Here is a 23610-nt window from a genome sequence, read left to right on the forward strand (position 1 = left end):
GCCCCAAACGCCAAGAAACGGGAAGAAAAAGGGCTGAATGGGGCATGGGTTGTGATGAAACGTTGTGGGTCCGCCCTTCATGTCTGCACCGTGTCCGCCCCCTCACGTAGAGTGCCGAAGACGGCATATGGCCCCGTAACTCTTTCGAGTGACCGTCGTTGAGAGGGCGGAGGCGGTTGAAGTAACAAGCGCTCGGGCAGGCGTCCGAGGGCGTCGACCGCACAGGTGACGATTTCGTACCAGCCTGGAGGCTCAAGGTGACGTGCATCAGCTGCGGAGGGCGGCCATGACATCCGTCCTCGTCTGCGACGACTCCCCGCTTGCCCGAGAGGCGCTCCGCCGCGCGGTCGCGACCGTGCCCGGCGTCGAGCGCGTGACGACGGCGGCCAACGGCGAGGAAGTCCTCCGCCGCTGGGGCGCCGACCGCTCGGACCTGATTCTGATGGACGTACGCATGCCCGGTCTGGGCGGCGTCGAGACCGTGCGGCGGCTGCTGTCCGCCGACCCCGGTGCGCGCATCATCATGCTCACCGTCGCCGAGGACCTGGACGGCGTGGCCCTCGCGGTCGCCGCCGGTGCCCGCGGCTATCTGCACAAGGACGCCTCGCGCGCGGAGTTGCGCGCCACGGTGACGCAGGCGCTGGCCGACCCGACCTGGCGGCTTGCCCCGCGTCGACTGCGCTCCGCCGAGATGGGCGCCGCGCCGACGCTCACGGCGCGTGAGATCCAGGTGCTCGAGGGCATGAGCCACGGCCGTTCCAACGCGGAGATCGGTCGCGAGTTGTTCCTGTCCGAGGACACCGTGAAGACGCACGCCCGGCGCCTGTTCAAGAAGCTCGGCGCTTCGGACCGGGCCCACGCGGTGGCGCTCGGCTTCCGGTGGGGCCTGGTCCGGTAGGTGAGCCTCAGCGGGGGCACGGGGATCCCCGCCCGCCGAGTGGTGGGCGGGGTTGCTTTTCCAAGGGCGGGCCGACGCGTTTACCGCGAGGTGAGCGGGGGTGGCGACGGGGCCCGCCGGGTGCCCGCTGCTCGTTTCGGCGCGGATGCCGCATCCTTGAGGTGTGGAGTCTCTCGGGGACGAGTCGGTCGAGCGGAAGGGGAGGGCGCAGCGGATGAGTGCCGGCGCACCTGCTCATAACGCTTCGGTGCACAACATCGGGCGCGATGCCACGGACCGTACGGCCGCAAGGCACCATGGACCGATGCGCGACGACGAGGCGGCCAAAGCCGCAGGGGCGATCGGTGCACTCGTCCATCGCGCCGTGGACGGGGACGAGCAGGCCACGCACGATCTGCTCGCGCATGTCCACCCCCTGGCGCTGCGCTACTGCCGCACCAGGCTGTCCCGCCTGCCGGGCGACGCCCGGCACTTCGTCGAGGACCTCGCCCAGGAGGTCTGCGTCGCCGTCCTGCTCGCGCTGCCGCGCTACAAGGACACCGGCCGGCCCTTCGAGGCGTTCGTCTTCGCCATCGCCGCGCACAAGGTGGCCGACCTGCAGCGGGCCGCGATGCGGCACCCGGGGTCCACGGCGGTTCCGTCGGACGAGATGCCGGAGCGGCCGGACGACTCCCTCGGCCCGGAGGAGCGGGCGCTGCTGAGCAGCGACGCCGAATGGGCCAAGAAGCTGCTGGCCAACCTGCCCGAGAACCAGCGGGAGCTGTTGCTGCTGAGGATCGCGGTGGGGTTGACCGCGGAGGAGACGGGTCAGATGTTGGGAATGTCACCCGGCGCGGTACGGGTGGCCCAGCACAGGGCGCTGAGCAGGCTGCGAGCGCTGGCCGAGCAGTAGTGCTCCGGCCGTGCTCCCTTGAGTGCGCCCCCAAATGAACAGGCTTCTCCTCGGTTCCGTACGAACATACGAAGCCCGGAGCCATACAGAACCGTGGAATTTGCGAGCCGTGCTTCCCGTTAGCATGGACATCCGCACCGATCAAGGCCATTTGGGGAAGGTGTCATGACTGCCAACGTCGACGGAGTGCCCGGTAAATTCGCGACACTCGGGCTGACCTACGACGACGTGCTGCTGCTGCCGGGCGCATCCGAGGTGCTGCCCAACGCGGTCGACACCTCGTCCCGCATCTCCCGCAACGTCCGGGTCAACATCCCGCTCCTCTCGGCGGCGATGGACAAGGTGACCGAGTCCCGCATGGCGATCGCGATGGCCCGGCTGGGCGGCGTCGGCGTGCTGCACCGCAACCTCTCCGTCGAGGACCAGGTCAACCAGGTCGACCTGGTCAAGCGGTCCGAGTCCGGCATGGTCACGGACCCCATCACGGTGCACCCCGAGGCGACGCTCGCCGAGGCCGACGCCCTGTGCGCCAAGTTCCGGATCAGCGGTGTCCCCGTCACCGACCCGGCCGGCAAGCTGCTCGGCATCGTCACCAACCGCGACATGGCCTTCGAGACCGACCGCTCCCGACAGGTGCGCGAGGTCATGACCCCGATGCCGCTGGTCACGGGCAACGTCGGCATCTCCGGCAGCGACGCCATGGAGCTGCTGCGACGCCACAAGATCGAGAAGCTTCCCCTGGTCGACGAGGCGGGCGTCCTCAAGGGCCTCATCACCGTCAAGGACTTCGTCAAGGCGGAGAAGTACCCGAACGCCGCCAAGGACTCCGAGGGCCGCCTGCTCGTCGGTGCCGCCGTGGGCGCCAGCCCCGAGGCCCTGGAGCGCGCCCAGGCGCTCGCCGAGGCCGGTGTGGACTTCCTGGTCGTCGACACCTCGCACGGTCACAACAGCAATGCCCTCAGCTGGATGGCGAAGATCAAGTCGAGCGTCTCCGTCGACGTGATCGGCGGGAACGTCGCCACGCGCGACGGCGCGCAGGCCCTCATCGACGCCGGTGTCGACGGCATCAAGGTGGGTGTGGGCCCCGGTTCCATCTGTACGACCCGTGTGGTCGCCGGTATCGGCGTCCCGCAGGTCACCGCCATCTACGAGGCCTCCCTCGCCGCCCGCCCGGCCGGCATCCCGCTGATCGGCGACGGCGGCCTGCAGTACTCCGGCGACATCGGCAAGGCGCTCGCCGCCGGCGCCGACACCGTCATGCTGGGCAGCCTGCTCGCGGGCTGCGAGGAGTCGCCGGGCGAGCTGCTCTTCATCAACGGCAAGCAGTTCAAGTCGTACCGCGGCATGGGTTCGCTGGGCGCCATGCAGTCCCGCGGCCAGGCCAGGTCGTACTCGAAGGACCGCTACTTCCAAGGGGAAGTCGCCTCCGACGACAAGCTCGTGCCCGAGGGCGTCGAGGGCCAGGTGCCCTACCGCGGTCCGCTGGCCAACGTCCTTCACCAGCTCGTCGGCGGCCTTCGCCAGACCATGGGCTACGTGGGCGCGGCCACCATCGAGGAGATGGAGTCCAAGGGCCGTTTCGTCCGGATCACCTCGGCGGGCCTGAAGGAGAGCCACCCGCACGACATCCAGATGACGGTCGAGGCGCCGAACTACAGCCGTAAGTAGGCAGCACGCCTGATGGGGCGGTCCCGGGAGCACCGGGGCCGCCCTTGTCGTGCCCGTCGGCGATACTGGAAGACGCTGAAACGCATCAGGGAAAGGCCACAGACGTGACTGAGATCGAGATCGGGCGCGGCAAGCGCGGCCGCCGGGCGTACGCCTTCGACGACATCGCCGTCGTCCCCAGCCGCCGTACGCGGGACCCGAAGGAGGTCTCGATCGCCTGGCAGATCGACGCCTACCGCTTCGAGCTGCCGTTCCTGGCCGCCCCCATGGACTCGGTCGTCTCCCCGGCCACCGCGATCCGCATCGGCGAGCTCGGCGGCCTCGGCGTGCTGAACCTCGAGGGCCTGTGGACGCGGTACGAGGACCCGCAGCCGCTCCTCGACGAGATCGCCGAGCTGCCCACGGAGGCCGCGACGCGCCGCCTCCAGGAGATCTACGCCGCTCCGATCAAGGAGGAGCTGATCGGGCAGCGCATCAAGGAGGTGCGCGACTCGGGCGTGGTCACGGCCGCCGCGCTCTCCCCGCAGCGCACGGCCCAGTTCTCCAAGGCGGTCGTCGACGCGGGCGTGGACATCTTCGTCATCCGCGGCACCACGGTCTCGGCGGAGCACGTCTCGTCCTCGCACGAGCCGCTGAACCTGAAGCAGTTCATCTACGAGCTCGACGTCCCGGTGATCGTCGGCGGCTGCGCCACGTACACGGCGGCCCTGCACCTGATGCGGACGGGTGCCGCGGGCGTGCTCGTCGGCTTCGGCGGCGGCGCCGCGCACACCACGCGCAACGTGCTGGGCATCCGGGTGCCGATGGCGACGGCGGTCGCGGACGTGGCGGCGGCCCGCCGGGACTACATGGACGAGTCGGGCGGCCGGTACGTGCACGTGATCGCGGACGGTGGTGTGGGCTGGTCCGGCGACCTGCCGAAGGCGATCGCCTGCGGTGCGGACGCCGTGATGATGGGCTCCCCGCTCGCGCGTGCCACGGACGCGCCGGGCCGGGGCCACCACTGGGGCATGGAGGCCGTGAACGAGGAGCTGCCGCGCGGCAAGAAGGTGCACCTGGGCACGGTCGGCACCATCGAGGAGGTGCTGACGGGGCCGTCGCACACGCCCGACGGTTCGATGAACTTCTTCGGGGCGCTGCGGCGGGCCATGGCCACGACCGGGTACAGCGAGCTGAAGGAGTTCCAGCGGGTCGAGGTCGCGGTGGCGGATTCGCAGCACCAGCGGTAGCCGGCACGTCCACGGCAGATACGGCAGCGAAGGGCCGGTCACTCCGGGTGGGGTGACCGGCCCTTTTGTGTGCCCAAGTGGGGCTGGGTGGGGGCGTGTTGTGGGGGAGGGGGCGCGTGGTTGCGTTTGGGGCGAATGTGGGCTGAACGGGCGAGGGGAGTCGGTAGTGTCACTGATCGGCGACCCGAGCTCTTCGGGGCGCCCCCTTCCAAGGAGATGTTCCGGACCCCGGCCCTCGGGGCCCGGCCCGAGCTCCAGACGGACCGCCTACCGGGATATGGGCGGCATCGTGGAAGGGGGCGCGCCCATGGGCCGTCACCGCAAGCCCCACCCGCTGGGATCGACTTCGGCTTCGGCTGGTGAAGTTCCGGAGGAGGTGCGTCTTGTGGATTAACAGCTGGTGAGCGGCCGCCCCCAGAGAGCTTAGGGGCGGACACCCGTGAATCAGCTAGGAGCCCGCTGCATCCCACTGCAGTGGGCTCCACCCTTTGGTGGATCAGTGAGCGGCCGCCCCCACAGAGACTGGGGGCGGACACCCGTATTCCGTTCGGAACCTAAGCAGTACTGCATTACCCGCTGCATGGGCTCCACCTGCTCCACACGGTAACGGCGCAGAATCCCCCACGCCACCAACCCCGGCGGCTCACGCACCCCACGCGCCCCCGTTCACAACCGATGCGCCGCCCCCGTAGGCGCCGCCCCCCGCGTGTCCAGCAACAGCTGCGCCTTCACCGACAGCCCCTGCAAGTCATACGTCCGGTGCTGCTGAAGCAGAATCGTCAGGTCGGCCTCCGCAACGGCCTCGTACAGCGCGTCGGCGCGCGGCACCGGCCGGTCCAGGACGCTCCAGGACGGGACGTACGGGTCGTGGAAGCTGATGCAGGCGCCCAGCTCCAGCAGGCGGATCGCGACCTCGTGGGCGGGCGTGGACTGCTGGTCGGCGAGATCGGGCTTGTAGGTGACGCCGAGCAGGAGGATGCGGGCGGCGCGTACGGATTTGCCGTGCTCGTTGAGGAGGGTGGCGGCGCGCTGGACGACGTAACGGGGCATCTGGCTGTTGACCTGTTCGGCCAGTTCGACCATGCGCAGGGTGCGGCCGGCGGGGCCGGTGAGGTCCTGCGGGACGGCGTGGCCGCCGACGCCGGGGCCGGGGCGGAAGGCATGGAAGCCGAACGGTTTGGTCTCCGCGCAGCGGATGACGTCCCAGATGTCGACGCCCAAGTCGTGGCAGAGGACGGCCATTTCGTTGACGAGGGCGATGTTGACGTGCCGGAAGTTGGTCTCGAGGACCTGCACGGTCTCCGCCTCGCGCAGGCCACGCGCGCGTACCACCTTGTCGGTGAGACGGCCGTAGAAGGCGGCGGCCGACTCGGTGCACGCGGGCGTGAGGCCGCCGATCACCTTGGGGGTGTTGGCGGGCGTGAAGTGGCGGTTGCCGGGGTCGACGCGGCTGGGGGAGTAGGCCAGGTGGAAGTCGCGGCCGGCGCGCAGACCCGAGCCCTCCTCGAGGAGCGGACGCAGGACGTTCTCGGTGGTGCCCGGCGGTACGGGCGACTCCAGGATGACGGTGGTGTGCGGGCGCAGCTGTGCGGCCAGGCTGCGGGCGGCCGTCTCCAGCTGGCTCAGGTCGAGGCCGCCGTCCGCGCCCCGCGGGGTCGGCGGGCAGATGACGGCGGTGCGTACCCGGCCGAGCTCGGCGGGGTTGGTGGCGTGCCGGAAGCCCCCCGAGAGCATCCGGCGCAGTTCGGCGGGGCTGAGGGAGACGGCCTCGGACCCGATCCGGTAACCGAGCGTGTGGATGCCGGCGGCGACGGCGGCCTTGGCCAGCGGCAGGCCGTACGGGCCCAGTCCGATGACGGCGAGATCTGCGGGCATGGAGTGGGCCGTCCTTCCCAATAACCGAGGCGGGGCAGGTGCGCAAGCCCTGTGGACAGAACGAGGGGGCGCAATGTCAGACTAGGAGTAAATATGACCGATTTGCGGGATTGAATGATCGCGTTTCCTTGTGTGTTGTCCACAGGCTGGGGGCGAGTGGTGGCTGAAGTCGGGCAAGCCGGTCAGAATTTGGGCAGGGGGGGTACGAACCGGGCTTCGCCCGACGGGTGCGGCCTGACCGACCGATGAGCGGGAGGCAGCGGTGAGGACAGCGACACTGGGGCCGGCGGAGCGCGCCGAGTCACTGGCGGCAATGGCCGAGCGCGAGCTGGACCTACTGGTCGTGGGCGGCGGTGTCGTGGGTGCGGGCACCGCCCTCGACGCGGTGACCCGCGGACTGTCCACCGGCCTGGTCGAGGCCCGTGACTGGGCCTCGGGCACGTCCAGCAGGTCCAGCAAACTGATTCACGGCGGCCTGCGCTATCTGGAAATGCTCGACTTCGCGCTCGTACGGGAGGCGCTGAAGGAGCGCGGGCTGCTGGTGGAGCGGCTGGCTCCGCATCTGGTGAAGCCGGTTCCGTTCCTGTACCCGCTGCAGTACAAGGGCTGGGAGCGCCTGTACGCGGGCTGTGGTGTCCTGCTCTACGACGTCATGTCGATGGCCCGCACCCACGGCCGCGGCCTGCCCCTGCACCGCCACCTGAGCCGCCGTCGCGCCCTGCAGGTCGCCCCCGCCCTGAAGAGGGACGCGCTGGTCGGCGCCCTGCAGTACTACGACGCGCAGATGGACGACGCCCGCTATGTGGCCACCCTCGTCCGTACGGCGGCGGCCTACGGCGCGAATGCGGCGAACCGTGCGCGTGTGACCGGGTTCCTGCGCGAGGGCGAACGCGTCGTCGGCGCCCGGGTGCAGGATGTCGAGGCGGGCGGGGAGTACGAGATCCGCGCCAAGCAGATCGTCAACGCCACCGGTGTGTGGACCGACGACACCCAGTCGATGGTGGGTGAGCGCGGGCAGTTCCATGTCCGTGCGTCCAAAGGCATCCACCTGGTCGTCCCCAAGGACCGCATCCACTCCACGACGGGTCTGATCCTGCGCACCGAGAAGTCCGTGCTGTTCGTCATTCCCTGGGGCCGGCACTGGATCGTCGGCACGACCGACACCGACTGGGACCTCGACAAGGCACACCCGGCCGCGTCCAGCGCCGACATCGACTACCTGCTGGAACACGTGAACTCGGTGCTCGCGGTGCCCCTGACCCGTGACGACGTCGAGGGCGTGTACGCCGGACTGCGGCCCCTGCTCGCGGGCGAGTCGGACGCCACCAGCAAGCTGTCGCGCGAGCACACCGTGGCGCACCCCGTGCCCGGGCTCGTCGTCGTGGCCGGCGGCAAGTACACGACGTACCGGGTGATGGCCAAGGACGCGGTGGACGCGGCCGTACACGGGCTCGACATGCGGGTCGCCGAGTGCGTGACGGAGGACATTCCGCTGCTGGGTGCCGAGGGATACCGGGCGTTGTGGAACGCGCGGGCGCGGATCGCGGCGCGGACAGGGATTCATGTCGTGCGGGTGGAACACCTGTTGAACCGCTACGGGTCGCTGGCCGAGGAGGTGCTCGAACTCATCGCCGCCGATCCCGCGCTGGGCGAGCCGCTGCACTCCGCCGACGACTATCTGCGCGCCGAGATCGTGTACGCCGCCTCGCACGAAGGGGCGCGGCATCTGGACGACGTGCTGACGCGGCGGACGCGCATCTCGATCGAGACATTCGACCGGGGGACCAGGTGCGCCCGCGAGGCGGCCGAGCTGATGGCGCCGGTGCTGGGCTGGGACAAGGACCAGATCGAGCGCGAGGTCGAGCACTACGAGAAGCGGGTGGAGGCCGAGCGGGAGTCGCAGCGGCAGCCGGACGACCTGACGGCGGACGCGGCGCGGTTGGGGGCGCCGGACATCGTGCCCCTGTAGCGCGCCGCCGCGACGGAACGTCACCCGAACGGGTGGCGGATGTTGGGATCTCTGCTCGAACCCCGGCCGTTCTCTCAGGTGCGAGGGCAGAACTCGGCGGCGAGCAGCCGGGGTTCGAGACCGGGATCTGCGATCGCCGTCGTGTTCACCCGGAAGGTCAGGACGCGACGACCGCCGACGGTGGCCGCGGAGCGCACGTAGCTGCCGGAGATGCGCCCGTTGTGCCCCCATACGACGGTGCCGCACGGCAACTTCACGGGAATGAGCCCCATGCCGTACGAGCCATGCGCGGCACGGGTGTCGAGCATCTCGCGCAGCCCGCGCGGGGGCAGCAGTCGGCCGCCGAGCAGTGCGGAGTAGAAGCGGTCGAGGTCGGCGAGCGTGGTCACCAGCTCGCCCGCGGCGCCGGCCACCCTCGGGTCCAGCTCGGTGACGTCGGTCCCGTCGGTGGCGTAGGCGGGGCCGTGTGGGAAGGGGAGAGAGATGCGGGATCCAGGGAAGGAGGTGCCGGTCAGCCCCAGTGGAGCGATGATGCGGCGCTCGGCCTCGGTGGCGTAGGAGCGGCCGGTCACCTGCTCGATGACCAGGCCGAGCAGGACGTAGTTGGTGTTCGAGTAGGAGTATCTGCCGCGTTCGGCAGGGGGGTGGGTGAGTGCGATGCGCACGGCCTGAAGCGGTGTGACGGGGACGGTGCCCCCGGTCTCGGCGGTGAAGTCGTACAGACCGCTGGTGTGGGTCAGCAGGGAACGAAGGGTCAGCGCGCGCCCGTCGTTGCCCGCCCCGCGCACCAGCCCCGGCAGATGCCGCTCCACCGTGTCGGCCAGGGACAGCTGTCCTTCGGCGGCCAGTTGCAGGACGACCGTCGCGATGAAGCTCTTCGTGATGCTGCCGGCGCGGAAGTGGTCGGTGACGGCGATGCCCTGGCCGGCCTGGGCGTAGCGGCTGCCGGTCGCCTCGTGGGCCAGCAGGGCCGCGGCGGGGGCCTTGCCCCGGGTGAGGAGCAGCGGAAGGAGGGTGCTCGACGCCCGTGTCGAGGGCGCCGACGAGGCCATGGGGGCCAGACCGAGCAGTGCGGCGGACACCAGACCGAGGAGGGACAGGGAGACGGAAACGCCCAGTAGCGTCCGAAACAGCGGCGTCGCCGGTCGTGCCATTGCGGGTTCCTTCCCTTGCCGCGGCTCATCATGCCGGGTGGCGGAACGTGCGATTCAGCGGGGCTCGGGTGCGCCGGGGGTGGAAGGTTCGGGCCGTGCGGCGGTGTCGCGGTACGAGAGGCACCCTGGGCGTGGGGCACTTGTCGGGTGAGAGACAATGGAGCCTCTGTCAGGGCGGGTTGTATGAGGGGACGCATGTCGGAGGCGGAGCGGGCGGGGACATCTCGTCAGGACACTCGTCAGGACAACCGCGAGCGTCTCCTCGCGGGGCGGTACCGGCTGGGCGGCGTGCTCGGCCGGGGCGGCATGGGCACGGTGTGGCGTGCCGAGGACGAGACCCTGGGGCGGACGGTCGCCGTCAAGGAGTTGCGGTTCCCGTCGAACATCGACGAGGAGGAGAAGCGGCGGCTGATCACGCGTACGTTGCGTGAGGCAAAGGCGATCGCCCGGATCCGCAACAACAGCGCGGTGACGGTGTTCGACGTCGTCGAGGAGGACGACCGGCCGTGGATCGTGATGGAGCTCGTCGAGGGCAAGTCGCTCGCCGAGGTCATCCGTGAGGACGGCCTCCTGGAGCCCAAGCGGGCGGCCGAGGTCGGCCTGGCCATCCTCGACGTGCTGCGGTCCGCGCACCGCGAGGGCATCCTGCACCGTGACGTGAAGCCGTCGAACGTCCTGCTGGAGTCCGACACCAACCGCGTCGTGCTCACCGACTTCGGCATCGCCCAGGTGGAGGGCGACCCGTCCATCACCTCGACCGGCATGCTCGTCGGCGCGCCCTCCTACATCTCCCCGGAGCGGGCCCGCGGCCACAAGCCGGGCCCGGCGGCCGACCTCTGGTCGCTGGGCGGGCTGTTGTACGCGTCGGTCGAGGGTGTGCCGCCGTACGACAAGGGCTCCGCGATCGCCACGCTCACGGCGGTGATGACCGAGCCGATGGAGGAGCCGAAGAACGCGGGTCCGCTGAGGGACGTCATCTACGGCCTGCTCACCAAGGACCCCGCCAAGCGGCTCGACGACGCCGGTGCGCGGGCGATGCTCAACGCCGTCATCCATGCGCCCGAGCCCAAGGACGAGCCGGAGCCGATGGACGCGACGAAGGTCGTGCCGTTGCCGCCGCAGCCCGATGCGCCGGCCAGGAAGGGGCGTTCGGGTGCGGGCGCCGGGTCCGGGGGCAAGCGGGGCGAGGAGGCCGGGGAGCGGTTGCGCGGGGCGCTGCGGTCCGTGCGGAAGGCCGCGGTGGGCGCGGGGGCGGCCGGGGCGGCTGCGGCTCGTGCCAAGTCCGGGAGTGAGACGGCCGTTCCGGAGACCGGCGCACAGGGTCGCGAGGGCGCGGCCGGTGAGCCGCCCACGGGAGTGGACGGGGTCAAGGCGTGGGCCGGGGCGGGGACCTCGGGCGGGTCGTCCGGTGCCGGGTCCAAGTCGGCTGCCGGTGCTGGTGCCAGTGCCACCGCCCGCTCCGGTGCCGGTGCCGGTGTCGGCGAGCGGGACGGGAAGGCGGCGAACGGGCAGGGTGAGGGGCGGAGTTCGGGCTGGCCCGTGATGACGCCGCCGGATCTGCCGCCGCGGCCCGTGCCCAGGGCGCCGCTGACCGATGTGGTGCCGAAGCGGACGCTGGTGATCATCGCCGTGGTCCTGGCGCTCGGCGTGATCGGTGTGGTGCTGGCCGTCGTCTTCGGTGGTGACGGCGACTCGAAGGCGTCGGCGAGCGGTGGCGGGGCCGCCAAGGCTTCGGCCAGTGCCGGCGCGAAGGCCGACACCAAGGAAGACAAGAACGGCGGTACGCGTACGGACGGTGCCGCGTCCGCGTCTGCGTCCGCGACCACGGGGAAGGGGTCCGGGGCCGAGGCCGGGAGTACGCCGGGCGCGACCGGCGGGAGCGGGGCCGAGGCGGGCTCCGGGAGCGACAGCGCGGTCGCGTCGACCCACAAGGGGAGCCAGGGGTACTCGATCGGGCTGCCCGAGGGATGGAAGTACCAGTCCACGGGGTCGGCGGGGGACCGGTTCACCGGGCCCGACGGGCAGAAGCTCCTCGTCGCCTGGACGACCACGCCGCAGGACGACCCGGTGGCGGACTGGGAGAACCAGGAAGGGTACATGGAGCGCTCCCAGTACAAGAAGATCCGGATAGAGGCAGTGGACTACCGCGGTTGGAACACGGCCGACTGGGAGTTCACCTATGTCGAGGGCGGGACGAAGTACCGGACGATCGACCGGGGGTTCGTCGTGAACGACCAACTCGGATATGCGCTGATGTACACCGCGAAAAGTGCGAACTGGGACAGTGATCTGCGCAAGGACACTTGGCGAACGCTGGCGGATTCGTTCCAGCCGAAGTCGTGAACTGAACGGGTCTCGGTTCGGGGTTGCCACGGCCGGGTTTGAGCCGTGAGATCCGGCAACCCCTCTTTGCGGGTTGCCTCCGGCACGTATCGTGAATGACTGCGGACCGAACGCTTGCAGTCGTGCGCCCGGAATGGGACGCAGGGCGAGCGGGAATGACCAATCGGGCGGCCGGGGGAGGCAACGTGGACGACTATGCGGGTCGGGTGCTCGCCGACCGGTACCGCCTGCCGCTGCCGCCTTCCGACGAGTACGAACTCACCGAGAGCCGGGCCTTCGACACCTACAGCGGGCAGGAAGTCCTCGTCCGGCAGGTGCCGTTGCCGGAGGTCGTCGAGGCGGAGGTGCTCGACGCCGAGGGGCTGCCCGACGGGTTCACCGCACGGGACACGAGGAACCGCGGGGCCGGGCGACGGTCCACGGGGCGTTCGAGCACGCGCCGGCCGAGTGATCCCGCCGTGCGGCGGGCGGTGGAGGCGGCGCAGGCCGCGGCGCGGATCCCCGACCATCCGCGGCTGGACCAGGTCTTCGACGTGTTCGCGGACGGTGGGTCGCTGTGGGTAGTGAGCGAGTTGGTGGCCGCGCGTCCGCTGGCCGCGTTGCTCGCCGAGCAGCCGTTGACGCCGTACCGGGCGGCCGAGGTCGCCTCCGACGTCCTCATGGCGCTGCGGGTGCTGCACGCTCATGGCTGGGTCCACCGGAACATCACCGCGCGCACCGTCCTCGTCTGCGACGACGGCCGGGTGATGCTGACCGGGCTCGCGGTCGGGGCCGCGGAGGAGGCGCTGTGCGGCTATGACCCGGTGCCGGTCGAGGACGGTGACGGCGGGCCCGGGGCCGGGGCGTTCGGTGCTGGTCCGGCGTCGGGCGGCGGGTTCGACGGCGCGGGTGGCCCAGCCGGTTCCGGCCGATTCGCGGGTGACGGCGCGGGCGGCGGTTCCGGTTCCCTGAGCGGGGTCGGCGGGCCCGGTGCCGGTGGCGTGGATCCCGAGGCCGCGCGGCGGGCCGCGATCGAGGCGCGGGCCGCCGGAGGGTTGCCGGTGCCCGGGGCCGATGCGGGCCCACGGCCAGGGGGAGCTGGTGCGGCGCCGCGCGGCACCCTGGAGACCGGCGGGGACATCAGGGCCGCGCGGGCCGGAGCGATCGCCGCGTATCGGGCGGGGGCCCGTGCGGCGGCCCGCGTGCAGGAGTCACAGCAGAACGGACGGCCGGCGCTGCCCGGGGCCCGCTCGGCGCCCGAGGGCGGCCCCGCTGCCCTGGCCAACGGATCGGCGCAGCAGCCGTACCCCTCCGGCAACGCCATCGCCACGCCTCCGGGCCAGATCGCCGACCCGTACGGTGTGCAGGCCACACCCTGGCACGGCGCCGCGCCCCGCAGCGGGGCGGCCGGCGGTGCGCCGACGGACGAGGGCCGTGACCGTACGGCGCTTCCGCCGGCGGGCCCGGGTGGCCGGCCCGGCCTGGGCGGCGTCCCCGGCCTGGGCGGCGTCCCCGCGCAGGGTTCCACTCCCGGAGTCGCGGGTTCCACTCCCGGCGTCGCGGCCTTCACCCCCGAAGCCACGGGCTCCGCCCACACCGCAATGGGCTCCGCCACCCCGGGCATTCCCGCCCCCACCACTCCGGCCCCCCCTTCCGCTCCCGGCGCACCCAAGCCACCCGTCCTCAACTCCGCCCAGTCGCCGGCTCGCTGGGACGACCTCGTCTCCCGCACCCCGACCCACCGCGGCCCCACCACCGCGCTCGCCGCGGAGCGGGCCCGGCAGGCGCGCATGGCTGTCGTCGGGCCGGTGACCGAGCGGTGGGCGCCGGAGCAGGCCGGGCCGGTGCACGAGAACTGGCAGTTGGCCGCGCCCATCGGGCCCGCGACCGACCTGTGGGCGCTCGGGGCGCTGCTCTTCCGGGCCGTGCAGGGACACGCGCCGTATCCGGAGGAGTCGACGGCCGAGCTGGTGCAGCTGGTGTGCGCGGAGCCGCCCGCCTTCGCCGAGGAGTGCGGGCCGCTGCGGCCGGTCGTGGAGTCGTTGCTGCGTCAGGACCCCACCGAGCGGCTCGACTTCGAGGAGCTGAGGGGCTGGCTGCGGTCCCTCGTGCGGTCCGCGCCGGAGCCGGAAGCCGGTGTGCATGTCGTCGCCGTCCCGCCGGCCGACCCGAACCGGCTGCCGATCGTGCGGCGACGGGGCGAGCTGGTGCGCCGGCGACGGGCGGGGCTGCCCGCCCATCACGGGCGGCACAAGCGGGCCAAGCAGGAGGCGCGTTCGCCGCGGCGGCTCGGCCGTACGCTGCTGCTGCTCGTCCTGCTGGGCATGGCCGCGGCGATCGCGTACGCCATGCTGTTCATGCCGAAGGCCGACCAGGGCAACGGCGCCACGGCCGACGCCGATCGCACCGGCGCCGCGGGCCAGGCCGATCCGGCGGCGCCCGAGCAGTCCGCCGAGGCGAGCAGTGAGCCACGGCCCGACCAGACCTCACCGGAATCCGGCAACAGCCCCTCGGAATCGGCCGGTTCCAACGAGACCCAGACCAACGACCCCGAGGTCCCCGACGGTTTCACCCTGCGCGAGGACGCGGCCGGGTTCCAGGTCGCCGTCGCCAACGGGTGGAACCGCACGCCGGAGAACGGGCGTGGGCAGGTCGTGTACTCGCACGGCGACTTCGATCTCATCGTCGTACCCGGACGGGACACCGCGGACGAGTACGGCAGCGACCCGATGGTCTACCAGCGGGAGCACGAGCGGGAGCTGCAGCCGTACCGCGACTCCAGCTGGGCCTCCTCCAGCGGGCTCAAGACGATCCAGGTCGGCGAGCGGGTCATGGCCGAGGGACAGTTCACCTGGACCGACGACCAGGGGCGTGAGCTGTTCGTGCGCAACCTCGCGATCCTGGTCGACGGGCGGTACCACGTGGTGCAGGTACGCGGACCGGAGGCCGAGCGGGACGAGGTGACGCGGCTGTTCGAGCAGGCCTCGGTGACGTACCAGGTCACCGGCTGACTCAGGCCGTGAACCCTGCGTAACGGTTGCTTCCGGGCACCGAAAGCGAGAACCATCACAGTGCGGTCTCCTTGGCACCCCTGTGGTTCCGGTCCCGTCGGCCGGTCCTTAGTCTGACCTTGTCAAGAGCATTGCGGGGCAACGTGAACCAGATGCAGGGCCAGCTCGTTTCGGGGCGCTACCGGCTCGCCGACGCGATCGGCAGCGGCGGTATGGGCCGGGTCTGGCGTGCCCACGACGAGGTGCTGCATCGGGCCGTCGCGATCAAGGAGCTGACCGCCGCGCTCTACGTCTCCGAGAGCGACCAGGAGCGGCTGCTCGCCCGCACCCGCGCCGAGGCGCGCGCCGCCGCGCGCATCAACCACTCCGCCGTGGTCACCGTGCACGACGTGCTGGAGCACGACGGGCGGCCGTGGATCGTGATGGAGCTGGTCGAGGGGCACTCGCTGGCCGACGCGGTCAAGGAGCGCGGGCGGCTCGAACCGGCCGAGGCCGCCCGCATCGGCCTGTGGGTGCTGCGGGCCCTTCGCGCCGCACACTCCGCGGGCGTCCTGCACCGCGACATCAAGCCCGGCAACGTACTGATCTCCGCCGAGGACGGCCGCGTCCTGCTGACCGACTTCGGCATCGCCCAGATCGAGGGCGACACCACCATCACCCGCACCGGCGAGGTCGTCGGCTCGGTCGACTACCTCGCCCCCGAGCGGGTCCGCGGCCATGACCCGGGTCCCGCCTCCGACCTGTGGGCACTCGGCGCGACGCTGTACACGGCGGTGGAGGGCCGCTCGCCGTTCCGCCGCACCTCGCCGCTCGGCACCATGCAGGCGGTGGTCGAGGAGGACGCCGCCGAGCCGCGGCACGCCGGCCCGCTCGGGCCCGTGATCGCCGCCCTGCTGCGCAAGGATCCGGCCACCCGGCCCGGCGCGGCGGAAGCCGAGCAGATGCTGGCCGAGGCGGCGGAGGGGCGCCGCCCGACCGCGGCGCAGGCGTTCGTGCCGACACAGCACACCCGGTACGAACCGGAGACGCAGACCGGACCCGAGTACGCCGGGGCCATGCCGAGCGGTACGACGGTGCACACCGGGCAGGCGACGCCGACGGGCACGCCGTATCCCCCGGCGACCGGTCCGACCACGTTCGGACAGCCGTACGACACGACAGGCGCCCCCGCGAGCGCCGCGCCCGCCCGGCCGTCCAAGCGCCGTCGGCTGCGCACGCTCGCCCTCGTCATCGCGCTCGCCGCGATCGTCGGCGGGGGCACCGCGGTGGTGCTGCAGCAGTGGGGGCCGGGCGGCCTCGGTGCGTCCGATTCGACCAGCACGCCGTCCCCGAGTGCCTCGGCGACGGACGACCAGAGGCCGGAGGGCGGCGTGCCCGCCTCCTGGGTCCGCGTCGACGACCCGCTCGGCTTCAGCCTCTATCTGCCCGGCAAGGACTGGAAGCGGGAGGTGGTCGGCAAGGAGGTCGACGGTCTCCAGCAGGTCGACTACACGCCCGACGGCGGCGTGCACTTCGTCCGCATCGCCGTCGACACCTCGCCCCAGTTCGCGAACGCCTACGACCACCAGCGCGACCTGGAGTATCAGGTGGGCGAGAAGCTGGTCGACTACAAGACGGTGTCCCTGGAGAAGAACCTCTACCGCGACCGCGAGGGCTCCCTGTGGGAGTACACGTGGACCGCGCTGGCCAAGGACCCGCCCTACGTCGCCGGGCCGCGCCGTGCCATCGACCAGGCGTACATCGACCGTGACGGCACGGAGTACGCGATCTACATGTCCTCGCCCGCGTCGGACTGGACGGCCACGCGCGAGCAGTTCACAGCGGTGCTGAAGGGCTGGCAGGCGAGCGGTTCCTGACGTCCTTTGCGGCGTTGCGGCGCCTTTGCGGCTTTGCATAGTTGGCCGATCGGCATCCCGGAGTCGATCAGTCCGGTGCGGCATGATGGGGCGCATGGGGACCGAGGGGGCCAACTTCCGTGTGATCGCGGGGCGCTACCGCCTCGAGGCGAGGCTCGGTCGCGGCGGCATGGGCGTCGTATGGCGGGCGACCGACCAGTTGCTCGGCCGGCAGGTGGCCGTCAAGGAGCTCCCCCTCGACGAGACGCTCACCGCGGCCGACGCCCGGCGCCGGCGCGAGCGCACGTTCCGCGAGGCCCAGGCGGTCGCGCAGCTCAGCCACCCGCACGTCATCGTCGTACACGACGTCGTGGAGGACGGCGAACGTCCGTACATCGTCATGGAGTTGATCGACGGCGACTCCCTCGCCGACCGGATCACGGCGCACGGGCCCGTCGACGCGCCGGAGGCCGCCCGGATCGGGGTGGCCCTGCTGAGCGCGCTGCGCACGGCTCATGCGGCCGGTGTGCTGCACCGTGACATCAAACCGGACAACGTGCTCATCGAGAACGGCACCGACCGTGTCGTCCTCACCGACTTCGGCATCGCCCATGTGCCGGGCGCCAGCACGCTCACCGAGTCCGGGGCCTTCGTCGGCTCGCCGGAGTACACCGCGCCCGAGCGGATGTCCGGGGCCCGGACCGGACCCGCCGCCGATCTGTGGTCGCTGGGCGCATTGCTGTGCGAGGCGTTGAGCGGCGAATCGCCGTTCCGGCGCGACTCGTTGAGCGGCATCGTGCTCGCCGTGGTGTCCGACGAGATCCGTCCGCCCGCGCAGGCGGCGCCCATCCTGCCCGTCGTACAGGGGCTGTTGGAGCGCGATCCGGGGCGGCGGCTGGAAGCGGCCGAGGCCGAGCGGATGCTGCGCGAGTTCCTGGAGACGGGGGTCGCGCCGCGCCGGGGGCTGGTGCCGAAACGGTTCGGCAGGGCGGAGCGGCAGTACTCGAAGCGCAGCGTGCTGGCCACCGTGGTGCTGGTCGCCGCGATGGCGGTGGCGGGGGTGTCGGCGGCGGCGCTGCTGGTCAACGGGGGCGGGGACGGGGGTGTCGTGCCGACGACTTCGGCGCCGGGGACTTCTCCCGGTACGGCCCGCCCTTCTGGCGAGCCCAGCGTCACCGGCACGTCCACCAAACCCGGCGTCACCGGCACACCCAGCACGTCCAGCGCCTCCCCCTCGCCCAGCCGGACCCCGACACCCGTCCCGACGCTCACCCCCACACCCACCAACCCCGTATAAAGCGGAGATAAGTTGCGGCCTGAGTCACGGCTCTGTGACCGGAAAGCGTTCCCGCTGGCTGCCGAAGCGCTTGCCGCGATATGGATGGACGTATGAGCAGCAACGGGGGAGCCCCTTACCGGTCCGACGAGCCGACGAGTTTTGGCCTGCAACCACCGCAGCCGAACCCGTCGGCGCCTGTGCCGCACCCGGACAACCCGTACGCGGCACCCACCCAGGTCGTACCGCAGCAGGGCACGCCCGCCCAGCCCGCCCCGCCGTCCCAGCCCCCGGCTGCACCCCACCCCGCCGCGGCCGCCCAGTCCGCCGCGCCGCCCCGGTCCGCCGAGCCCTCCCAGCCCCCGGCCCCGGACCCCGGCACCGGTCGCCTGATAGCCGGCCGCTACCGGCTGCTCGCCAAGCTCGGGCACGGTGGCATGGGTACCGTCTGGCGGGCCAAGGACGAGACGGTGGACCGCGAGGTCGCCGTCAAGGAGCCCCGCGTACCTGATCACCTTCCCGAACGCGAACGTGCCAACGCCTTCGAGCGGATGCGCCGCGAGGCACGCGCCGCGGCCAGGCTCGATCATCCGGCGGTCGTGAACGTGCATGACGTGGCCGTCGTGGACGAGCGGCCGTGGATCGTGATGGAGCTGGTGCAGGGCCGTTCGCTGGGCAGCGCTCTGCAGGAGGGCACGCTCGGGGCGCGTGAAGCGGCGAGAATCGGCCTCGAGGTGCTCGGCGCGCTGGAGGCCGCCCACGCGGCGGGCATCCTGCACCGCGACGTGAAGCCGGACAACGTCCTCCTCGGCCGCCATGACCGCGTCGTCCTCACCGACTTCGGCATCGCCCAGATCGAGGGCGAGACCAACCTCACCGACACCGGCGGCTTCGTCGGCTCGCCCGAGTACATCGCGCCCGAGCGGGTGCTGGGCCAGCGGCCGGGACCCGCGAGCGACCTGTGGTCCCTGGGCGTCGTCCTGTACGCGGCGACGGAGGGCGTCTCCCCGTTCCGCCGCACCAACACCCCCGCGACCCTCCAGTCGGTCCTCAACGCCGTACCCGCGCCGCCCGCCGCCGCGCAGGGCCCGCTCGCCGAGGCCATCAACGGTCTGCTCCAGAAGGACCCGGCGCGCCGCCCGAACGCCGCGCAGACGCGTGCGCTGCTGGAACAGGCGGCCAACCCGCCGGAGCCGGTCGCCACCCAGGTCGTGCGGATCGCCGAGGACGGCGGCAAGGGCGGTGTCCGGCTCGGCCGCAAGGCGCTGCTCGGGATCGGTGCGGCGGTCGTCGCGGGCGCGGTGGCGGCGTATCTCCTGATCGCGGATCCGTTCGCGGGGCCTCTGCCCGACGGCTGGACGAAACGGGCCCACCCGACGCTGGGCGTGACACTGCAGGTGCCCGCCACCTACCAGGTCGGCAAGCCGGACGCCGACGACACCGACAAGAACTGGGTCACCTACTCCGACTGGAGCGGCGGCATCTTGATCGGCGTAGAACTGAAGAGGAAGTCCGAGGACGCCTCGAACGAGATCAAGAACTCCGCGGCGGCCGAGATGTACGCGGACAACGAGGAGTTCAAGGACCAGGGCAGCTACGACTTGTCCATGCCCGAAGCGCCCCAGACGGACCCGAAGGTGACCCAGTACCAGGGCAGACAGTCGGCCGAGAACACGGTCGTGTACAAAACGACCGACAGCCAGAACCCGCGCCCCCGCGAGCTGAAGATCTTCTACTACAAGAGCACGGCGGGCGACATGTACAAGGTCACGATCAGCTACCCGGGCAAGGGCGACTTCACGGAGCGCGGACGTGAGGTGGCGAGGACCGTGATCGAGAACGTGGACATCGGCAAGCTCTGAACTGGCCAAGTCCCCACCCCGCAAGGTAGTCATGGCACATGACCAACGACGGGGGAGGCTCCGGCCACAAGGGGCGTGTGATCGGCGGGCGTTACCGGCTGGTCGAGCGCATCGGCTCCGGCGGCATGGGCACCGTGTGGCGGGCTCTCGACCAACTGGTGGAGCGCGAAGTCGCCGTCAAGCAGCCGCGGTTGCCCGGCGACCCCGAGGACGCCGCCCATCAGCGGGCGGCCCACCGGCTCCACCGTGAGGCCCGCGCCGCCGCCCGCGTCGACCACCCCGCCGCCGTCTCCATCCACGACGTCGTCGTCGAGGACGGACTGCCCTGGATCGTCATGGAGCTGGTCCGCGGCGAGTCCCTGCACGAGGTCCTCCAGCGTGGCCCGCTCGGGCCCGCCGAGACCGCCCACATCGGCCTGGCCGTCCTCGGCGCCCTGCGCGCCGCGCACGACGTCGGCATCGTGCACCGAGACGTCAAGCCCGCCAACGTCCTGCTCGGCCCTCCCCCGATCGCCAACTCGCTCAAGCGGGGACACCGCCATCGCCGCGTCGTCCTCACCGACTTCGGCATCGCCCACATCCAGGGCGAGGAATCCCTCACCGTCAGCGGCGAGTTCATCGGCTCCCTGGAGTTTATCGCCCCCGAGCGGATGTCCGGCCGGGGTGCCGGACCCGCCTCCGACCTGTGGTCGCTGGGCGTGCTCCTGTACGCCGCCGTGGAGGGCTGGTCGCCCTTTCGCCGTACGACCCTGGAGTCCACGCTCGCCGCGATCATCGCCGCCGATCCGCCCGAGCCGAAACAGGCCGGGCCGCTGGGGCCGTTGATCGTACGGCTGCTGGCGAAGGACCCCGAGCTGCGGCCCGGCGCGGAGGAGGCAGGGGCTGTTCTGGAGGCGGTGTCGGAGGGGTGGCCGGTGCCGGAGCCCGCCGGGGGAGAGGCCGGTGCGGAGCCCCAGGACGCCTCTGGGCTGCGGGAGTTCGCGGAGGACGAGGGGACGGTACGGCTGGGAGGTCCGGCGGCGTCGGTAGTGGCGGGTGAGCCGGGTCCCGAGCCGGACTCCGGACCGCGACCCGATCCCGATCCCGATACTGGCCCCGATTTCGAACCCGAACCGCGACCCGAGTCCGAGCCGACGCCCGACCTCGAGCCCACGCCCGAACCGACCACTGAAGCGCCCCCGGAACCGGCGACCGCCTCGACGGCCGCCCCCTCCCAGCCCAAGCGCCGCCCCTGGCTCCACCCCGTTCCGGTAGCCGTCCTCGGTGTCCTTCTCGTGGCCGGCACCTGGTTCACCACCTCCTCCTTCCTCACCGACAAGGGCGACGACCGCAAGGAGATGGACCCCGACCACACCTCGGCCCCCCTGACCCCGGGGCCGTCCCCGACTCCCACCGGCGGCACCTGGACCGAGCACCACGAGAAGGCCATGAACGCCGTGTTCTCGGTCCCCAAGGACTACAAGGAGTTCGCCCGGCAGGGCACCGCGAGCTACCAGCCCCGCCTCGTGATCTACGCCAAGGACGAGATCCATGTCCGCCTCACCCAGTGGGACAAGGCTCCGGCCTCCCCCAAGGGCCAGGCGGAACAGCACGCGAAGGACTGGAAGCTGTACGGAAAGGCCAGTACCCAGTACACGGACACCAGCCTCCAGGGCTACGACGCCGTCCTCGCCGACACCACCTACGACGACTCGGGCACCCTGATCCGGACCATGGAACTGTTCGTCCTCACCGACGACAGCCGCATGTACGAACTCCGCGTCGACATGCCCAAGGGCACCCCCGAAGAGAAGAAGGGCACCGCGGTCTTCAAGGGCGCCCGTGACCGACTCGAGATCGAGTGACTCGGCACCGATTCTTCGCTGTCTCGGCAACGCCCTGATCAGCGCGTTTGTTGCCAGTGGTCACTGGCGGCATGTGAGCACTCGGTGAATCCGCGTTACCGACGGGTACACAAAGCCCCCGCTCCGGCATACCCTGCGGCTCATGACGGACGCGCAGGCCCCGGCCAAGACCGGCACGAACCCCCTCGCCCCCGCCCCGGAGGGCGCCCGCACCGCTGCCGACGTGGTCACCCCCGAGCTGGTGGCCCAGCTCACCAAGGGCGTGGTCGGTTCCGGCCGTACCGCCAACCACACGCCGTTCACCGGCGAGAAGCTGGCCGACCTGCCCGAATCCACACCCGAGGACGTGCGGAAGGCCTACGAGGCGGCCCGTAAGGCACAGGCCGTCTGGGCCCGGGTTCCGGTGCGGCAGCGCGCCGCCGTCCTGCTCCGTTTCCACGACCTGGTGCTCGAACGCCAGGCCGAGGTTCTCGACCTCATCCAGCTGGAGACCGGCAAGGCGCGCCTGCACGCCCACGAGGAGGTGCAGGCCGTAGCCGTCGCGGCCCGCCACTACGGGCGCAAGGCACCCGCCTACCTCAGGCCGAAGCGGCACACGGGCGCCATGCCCACGCTCACGAAGGTCACCGAACTGCGCCACCCGCGTGGCGTCGTGGGCCAGATCGCCCCGTGGAACTACCCCCTGGAGCTGTCCGTCGGTGACGCGCTCCCGGCGTTCGTCGCGGGCAACGCGGTCGTCATGAAGCCGGACACGGAGACCTGCCTCACCGCCCTCTGGGCCCGTGACCTGCTCATAGAGGCCGGTCTGCCCGCCGACGTCTTCCAGGTGGTGCTCGGCGAGGGCCCGGTCGTCGGCCCCGAGGTCGTCCGGCACGCCGACTACGTCTCCTTCACCGGCTCCACCCGCACCGGCCGCGAGGTCGCCCAGGGCGCCGCCGCCCGTCTGGTCGGCGTCTCCCTCGAACTCGGCGGCAAGAACGCCATGCTGGTCCTTGAGGACGCAGACGTGGAGAAGGCCGCCGCGGGCGCCGTCCGCGCCTGCTTCTCCTCCGCCGGTCAACTGTGCATCTCCATCGAGCGGCTGTACGTCCACGAGTCGATCGCGGACGCCTTCGTCGAGCGTTTCGCCGCCCGGACCAGGTCGATGCGGCTGGGCAAGTCCCTCGCCTACGGCGCCGACATGGGCTCCCTGGTCGGCGAGCGCCAGCTGGAGACGGTGACCCGACACGTGGAGGAGGCCGTCGCCAAGGGCGCGAAACTCGTCGCCGGCGGCACGGCCCGCCCCGACATCGGCCCGTACTTCTTCGAGCCGACCATCCTCGACGGCGTCGAGGCGCCGATGGCCGTCTGCTCCGAGGAGACCTTCGGCCCGGTCGTCTCCATCTACCGCTTCAAGACCGAGGACGAGGCGATCGAGCTCGCCAACTCCACGCCGTACGGCCTCAACTCGTCGGTCTGGACGAAGGACGGCCGCCGCGGCCGCGAGGTCGCCGCCCGTCTGCGCACCGGAACGGTCAACGTCAACGAGGGCTACGCCCCCGCCTATGGCAGCGTCCAGTCGCCCATGGGCGGCATGAAGGACTCCGGCCTCGGCCGACGCCACGGCTCCGAGGGCATCCTCAAGTACACGGAGGCCCAGACGGTCGCCCAGCAGCGGCTGCTGCCGATGGCGCCGTCGCTGGGGATGGACGACGAGAAGTACGCGCAGTTCATGAGCCGGAGTCTGCGGCTGATGAAGGCCCTGCGCTTCAAGTAACAACCCCCTGTTCTCCAAT

General features: G+C 71.4%; 14 protein-coding genes. 12 read left to right on the forward strand and 2 right to left on the reverse strand.

The genetic code is table 11. From position 1 onward, the window contains the following. Nucleotides 1-286: 286 nt before the first annotated feature. From IF78_RS0128060 to IF78_RS0128075, 4 genes are all read left to right on the forward strand, one after another. Nucleotides 287-898 carry a response regulator transcription factor gene (locus IF78_RS0128060; protein WP_003948568.1) on the forward strand — a complete coding sequence of 204 codons (612 nt, stop codon included), beginning with the start codon at nucleotides 287-289 and terminating at the stop codon, nucleotides 896-898. 304 nt (nucleotides 899-1202) lie between these two features. Beyond that, nucleotides 1203-1790, forward strand: a complete 588-nt coding sequence (locus IF78_RS0128065; RefSeq protein ID WP_030946246.1) for a sigma-70 family RNA polymerase sigma factor — start codon at nucleotides 1203-1205, stop codon at nucleotides 1788-1790. A 165-nt stretch (nucleotides 1791-1955) separates the two neighbouring features. Continuing rightward, nucleotides 1956-3458 carry an IMP dehydrogenase gene (gene guaB / locus IF78_RS0128070; RefSeq protein WP_031477506.1) on the forward strand — a complete coding sequence of 501 codons (1503 nt, stop codon included), beginning with the start codon at nucleotides 1956-1958 and terminating at the stop codon, nucleotides 3456-3458. 104 nt (nucleotides 3459-3562) lie between these two features. After that, on the forward strand, nucleotides 3563-4687 hold the full coding sequence (locus tag IF78_RS0128075; protein ID WP_031477507.1) for a GuaB3 family IMP dehydrogenase-related protein: 1125 nt from the start codon (nucleotides 3563-3565) through the stop codon (nucleotides 4685-4687). Nucleotides 4688-5353: 666 nt separating this feature from the next. Here IF78_RS0128075 and IF78_RS0128080 read toward each other — a convergent pair. Next, nucleotides 5354-6562 (reverse strand): nucleotide sugar dehydrogenase, encoded by a 1209-nt coding sequence (locus IF78_RS0128080; RefSeq protein ID WP_031477508.1) that lies wholly within the window; start codon nucleotides 6560-6562, stop codon nucleotides 5354-5356. A gap of 262 nt (nucleotides 6563-6824) precedes the next feature. On the opposite strand from IF78_RS0128080, the gene IF78_RS0128085 reads away from it, so the two are divergent. Further along, on the forward strand, nucleotides 6825-8531 hold the full coding sequence (locus IF78_RS0128085; RefSeq protein WP_031477509.1) for a glycerol-3-phosphate dehydrogenase/oxidase: 1707 nt from the start codon (nucleotides 6825-6827) through the stop codon (nucleotides 8529-8531). Nucleotides 8532-8605: 74 nt separating this feature from the next. Here IF78_RS0128085 and IF78_RS0128090 read toward each other — a convergent pair whose 3' ends face one another. Further along, complete coding sequence (locus IF78_RS0128090; RefSeq protein ID WP_031477510.1) at nucleotides 8606-9685, reverse strand: serine hydrolase domain-containing protein; 1080 nt, start codon at nucleotides 9683-9685, stop codon at nucleotides 8606-8608. 195 nt (nucleotides 9686-9880) lie between these two features. Between IF78_RS0128090 and IF78_RS0128095 the strand changes: the two genes are divergently transcribed. The 7 genes from IF78_RS0128095 to IF78_RS0128125 all read left to right on the forward strand — a co-directional run bounded on the left by IF78_RS0128095 (nucleotide 9881) and on the right by IF78_RS0128125 (nucleotide 23591). Next, entirely contained in the window at nucleotides 9881-12028 is a 2148-nt protein-coding gene (locus tag IF78_RS0128095; protein WP_031477511.1) for a serine/threonine-protein kinase, read from the forward strand. A 155-nt stretch (nucleotides 12029-12183) separates the two neighbouring features. After that, nucleotides 12184-15018 carry a protein kinase gene (locus tag IF78_RS0128100; RefSeq protein WP_031477512.1) on the forward strand — a complete coding sequence of 945 codons (2835 nt, stop codon included), beginning with the start codon at nucleotides 12184-12186 and terminating at the stop codon, nucleotides 15016-15018. Between the two features lie 152 nt (nucleotides 15019-15170). Next, the gene (locus IF78_RS0128105) at nucleotides 15171-16874 is read left to right on the forward strand and encodes a serine/threonine-protein kinase (RefSeq protein ID WP_031477513.1); all 1704 of its coding nucleotides are present in this window, start codon (nucleotides 15171-15173) and stop codon (nucleotides 16872-16874) included. 94 nt (nucleotides 16875-16968) lie between these two features. Further along, nucleotides 16969-18150, forward strand: coding sequence for a serine/threonine-protein kinase (locus tag IF78_RS0128110; protein ID WP_037641422.1), 1182 nt, complete (start codon nucleotides 16969-16971; stop codon nucleotides 18148-18150). A gap of 92 nt (nucleotides 18151-18242) precedes the next feature. After that, a complete protein-coding gene (locus IF78_RS0128115; protein WP_078662619.1) occupies nucleotides 18243-19991 on the forward strand; it encodes a serine/threonine-protein kinase in 1749 nt (582 codons plus the stop codon). Between the two features lie 38 nt (nucleotides 19992-20029). Beyond that, nucleotides 20030-21835: a serine/threonine-protein kinase gene (locus IF78_RS0128120; RefSeq protein WP_031477516.1), complete on the forward strand. Its 1806-nt coding sequence runs from the start codon at nucleotides 20030-20032 to the stop codon at nucleotides 21833-21835. A 142-nt stretch (nucleotides 21836-21977) separates the two neighbouring features. Next, on the forward strand, nucleotides 21978-23591 hold the full coding sequence (locus IF78_RS0128125) for a succinic semialdehyde dehydrogenase (protein ID WP_031477517.1): 1614 nt from the start codon (nucleotides 21978-21980) through the stop codon (nucleotides 23589-23591). The last annotated feature ends 19 nt before the right edge of the window (nucleotides 23592-23610 follow it).

Source organism: Streptomyces bicolor, assembly GCF_000719285.1.
GTDB classification, from domain to species: Bacteria; Actinomycetota; Actinomycetes; order Streptomycetales; family Streptomycetaceae; genus Streptomyces; species Streptomyces bicolor.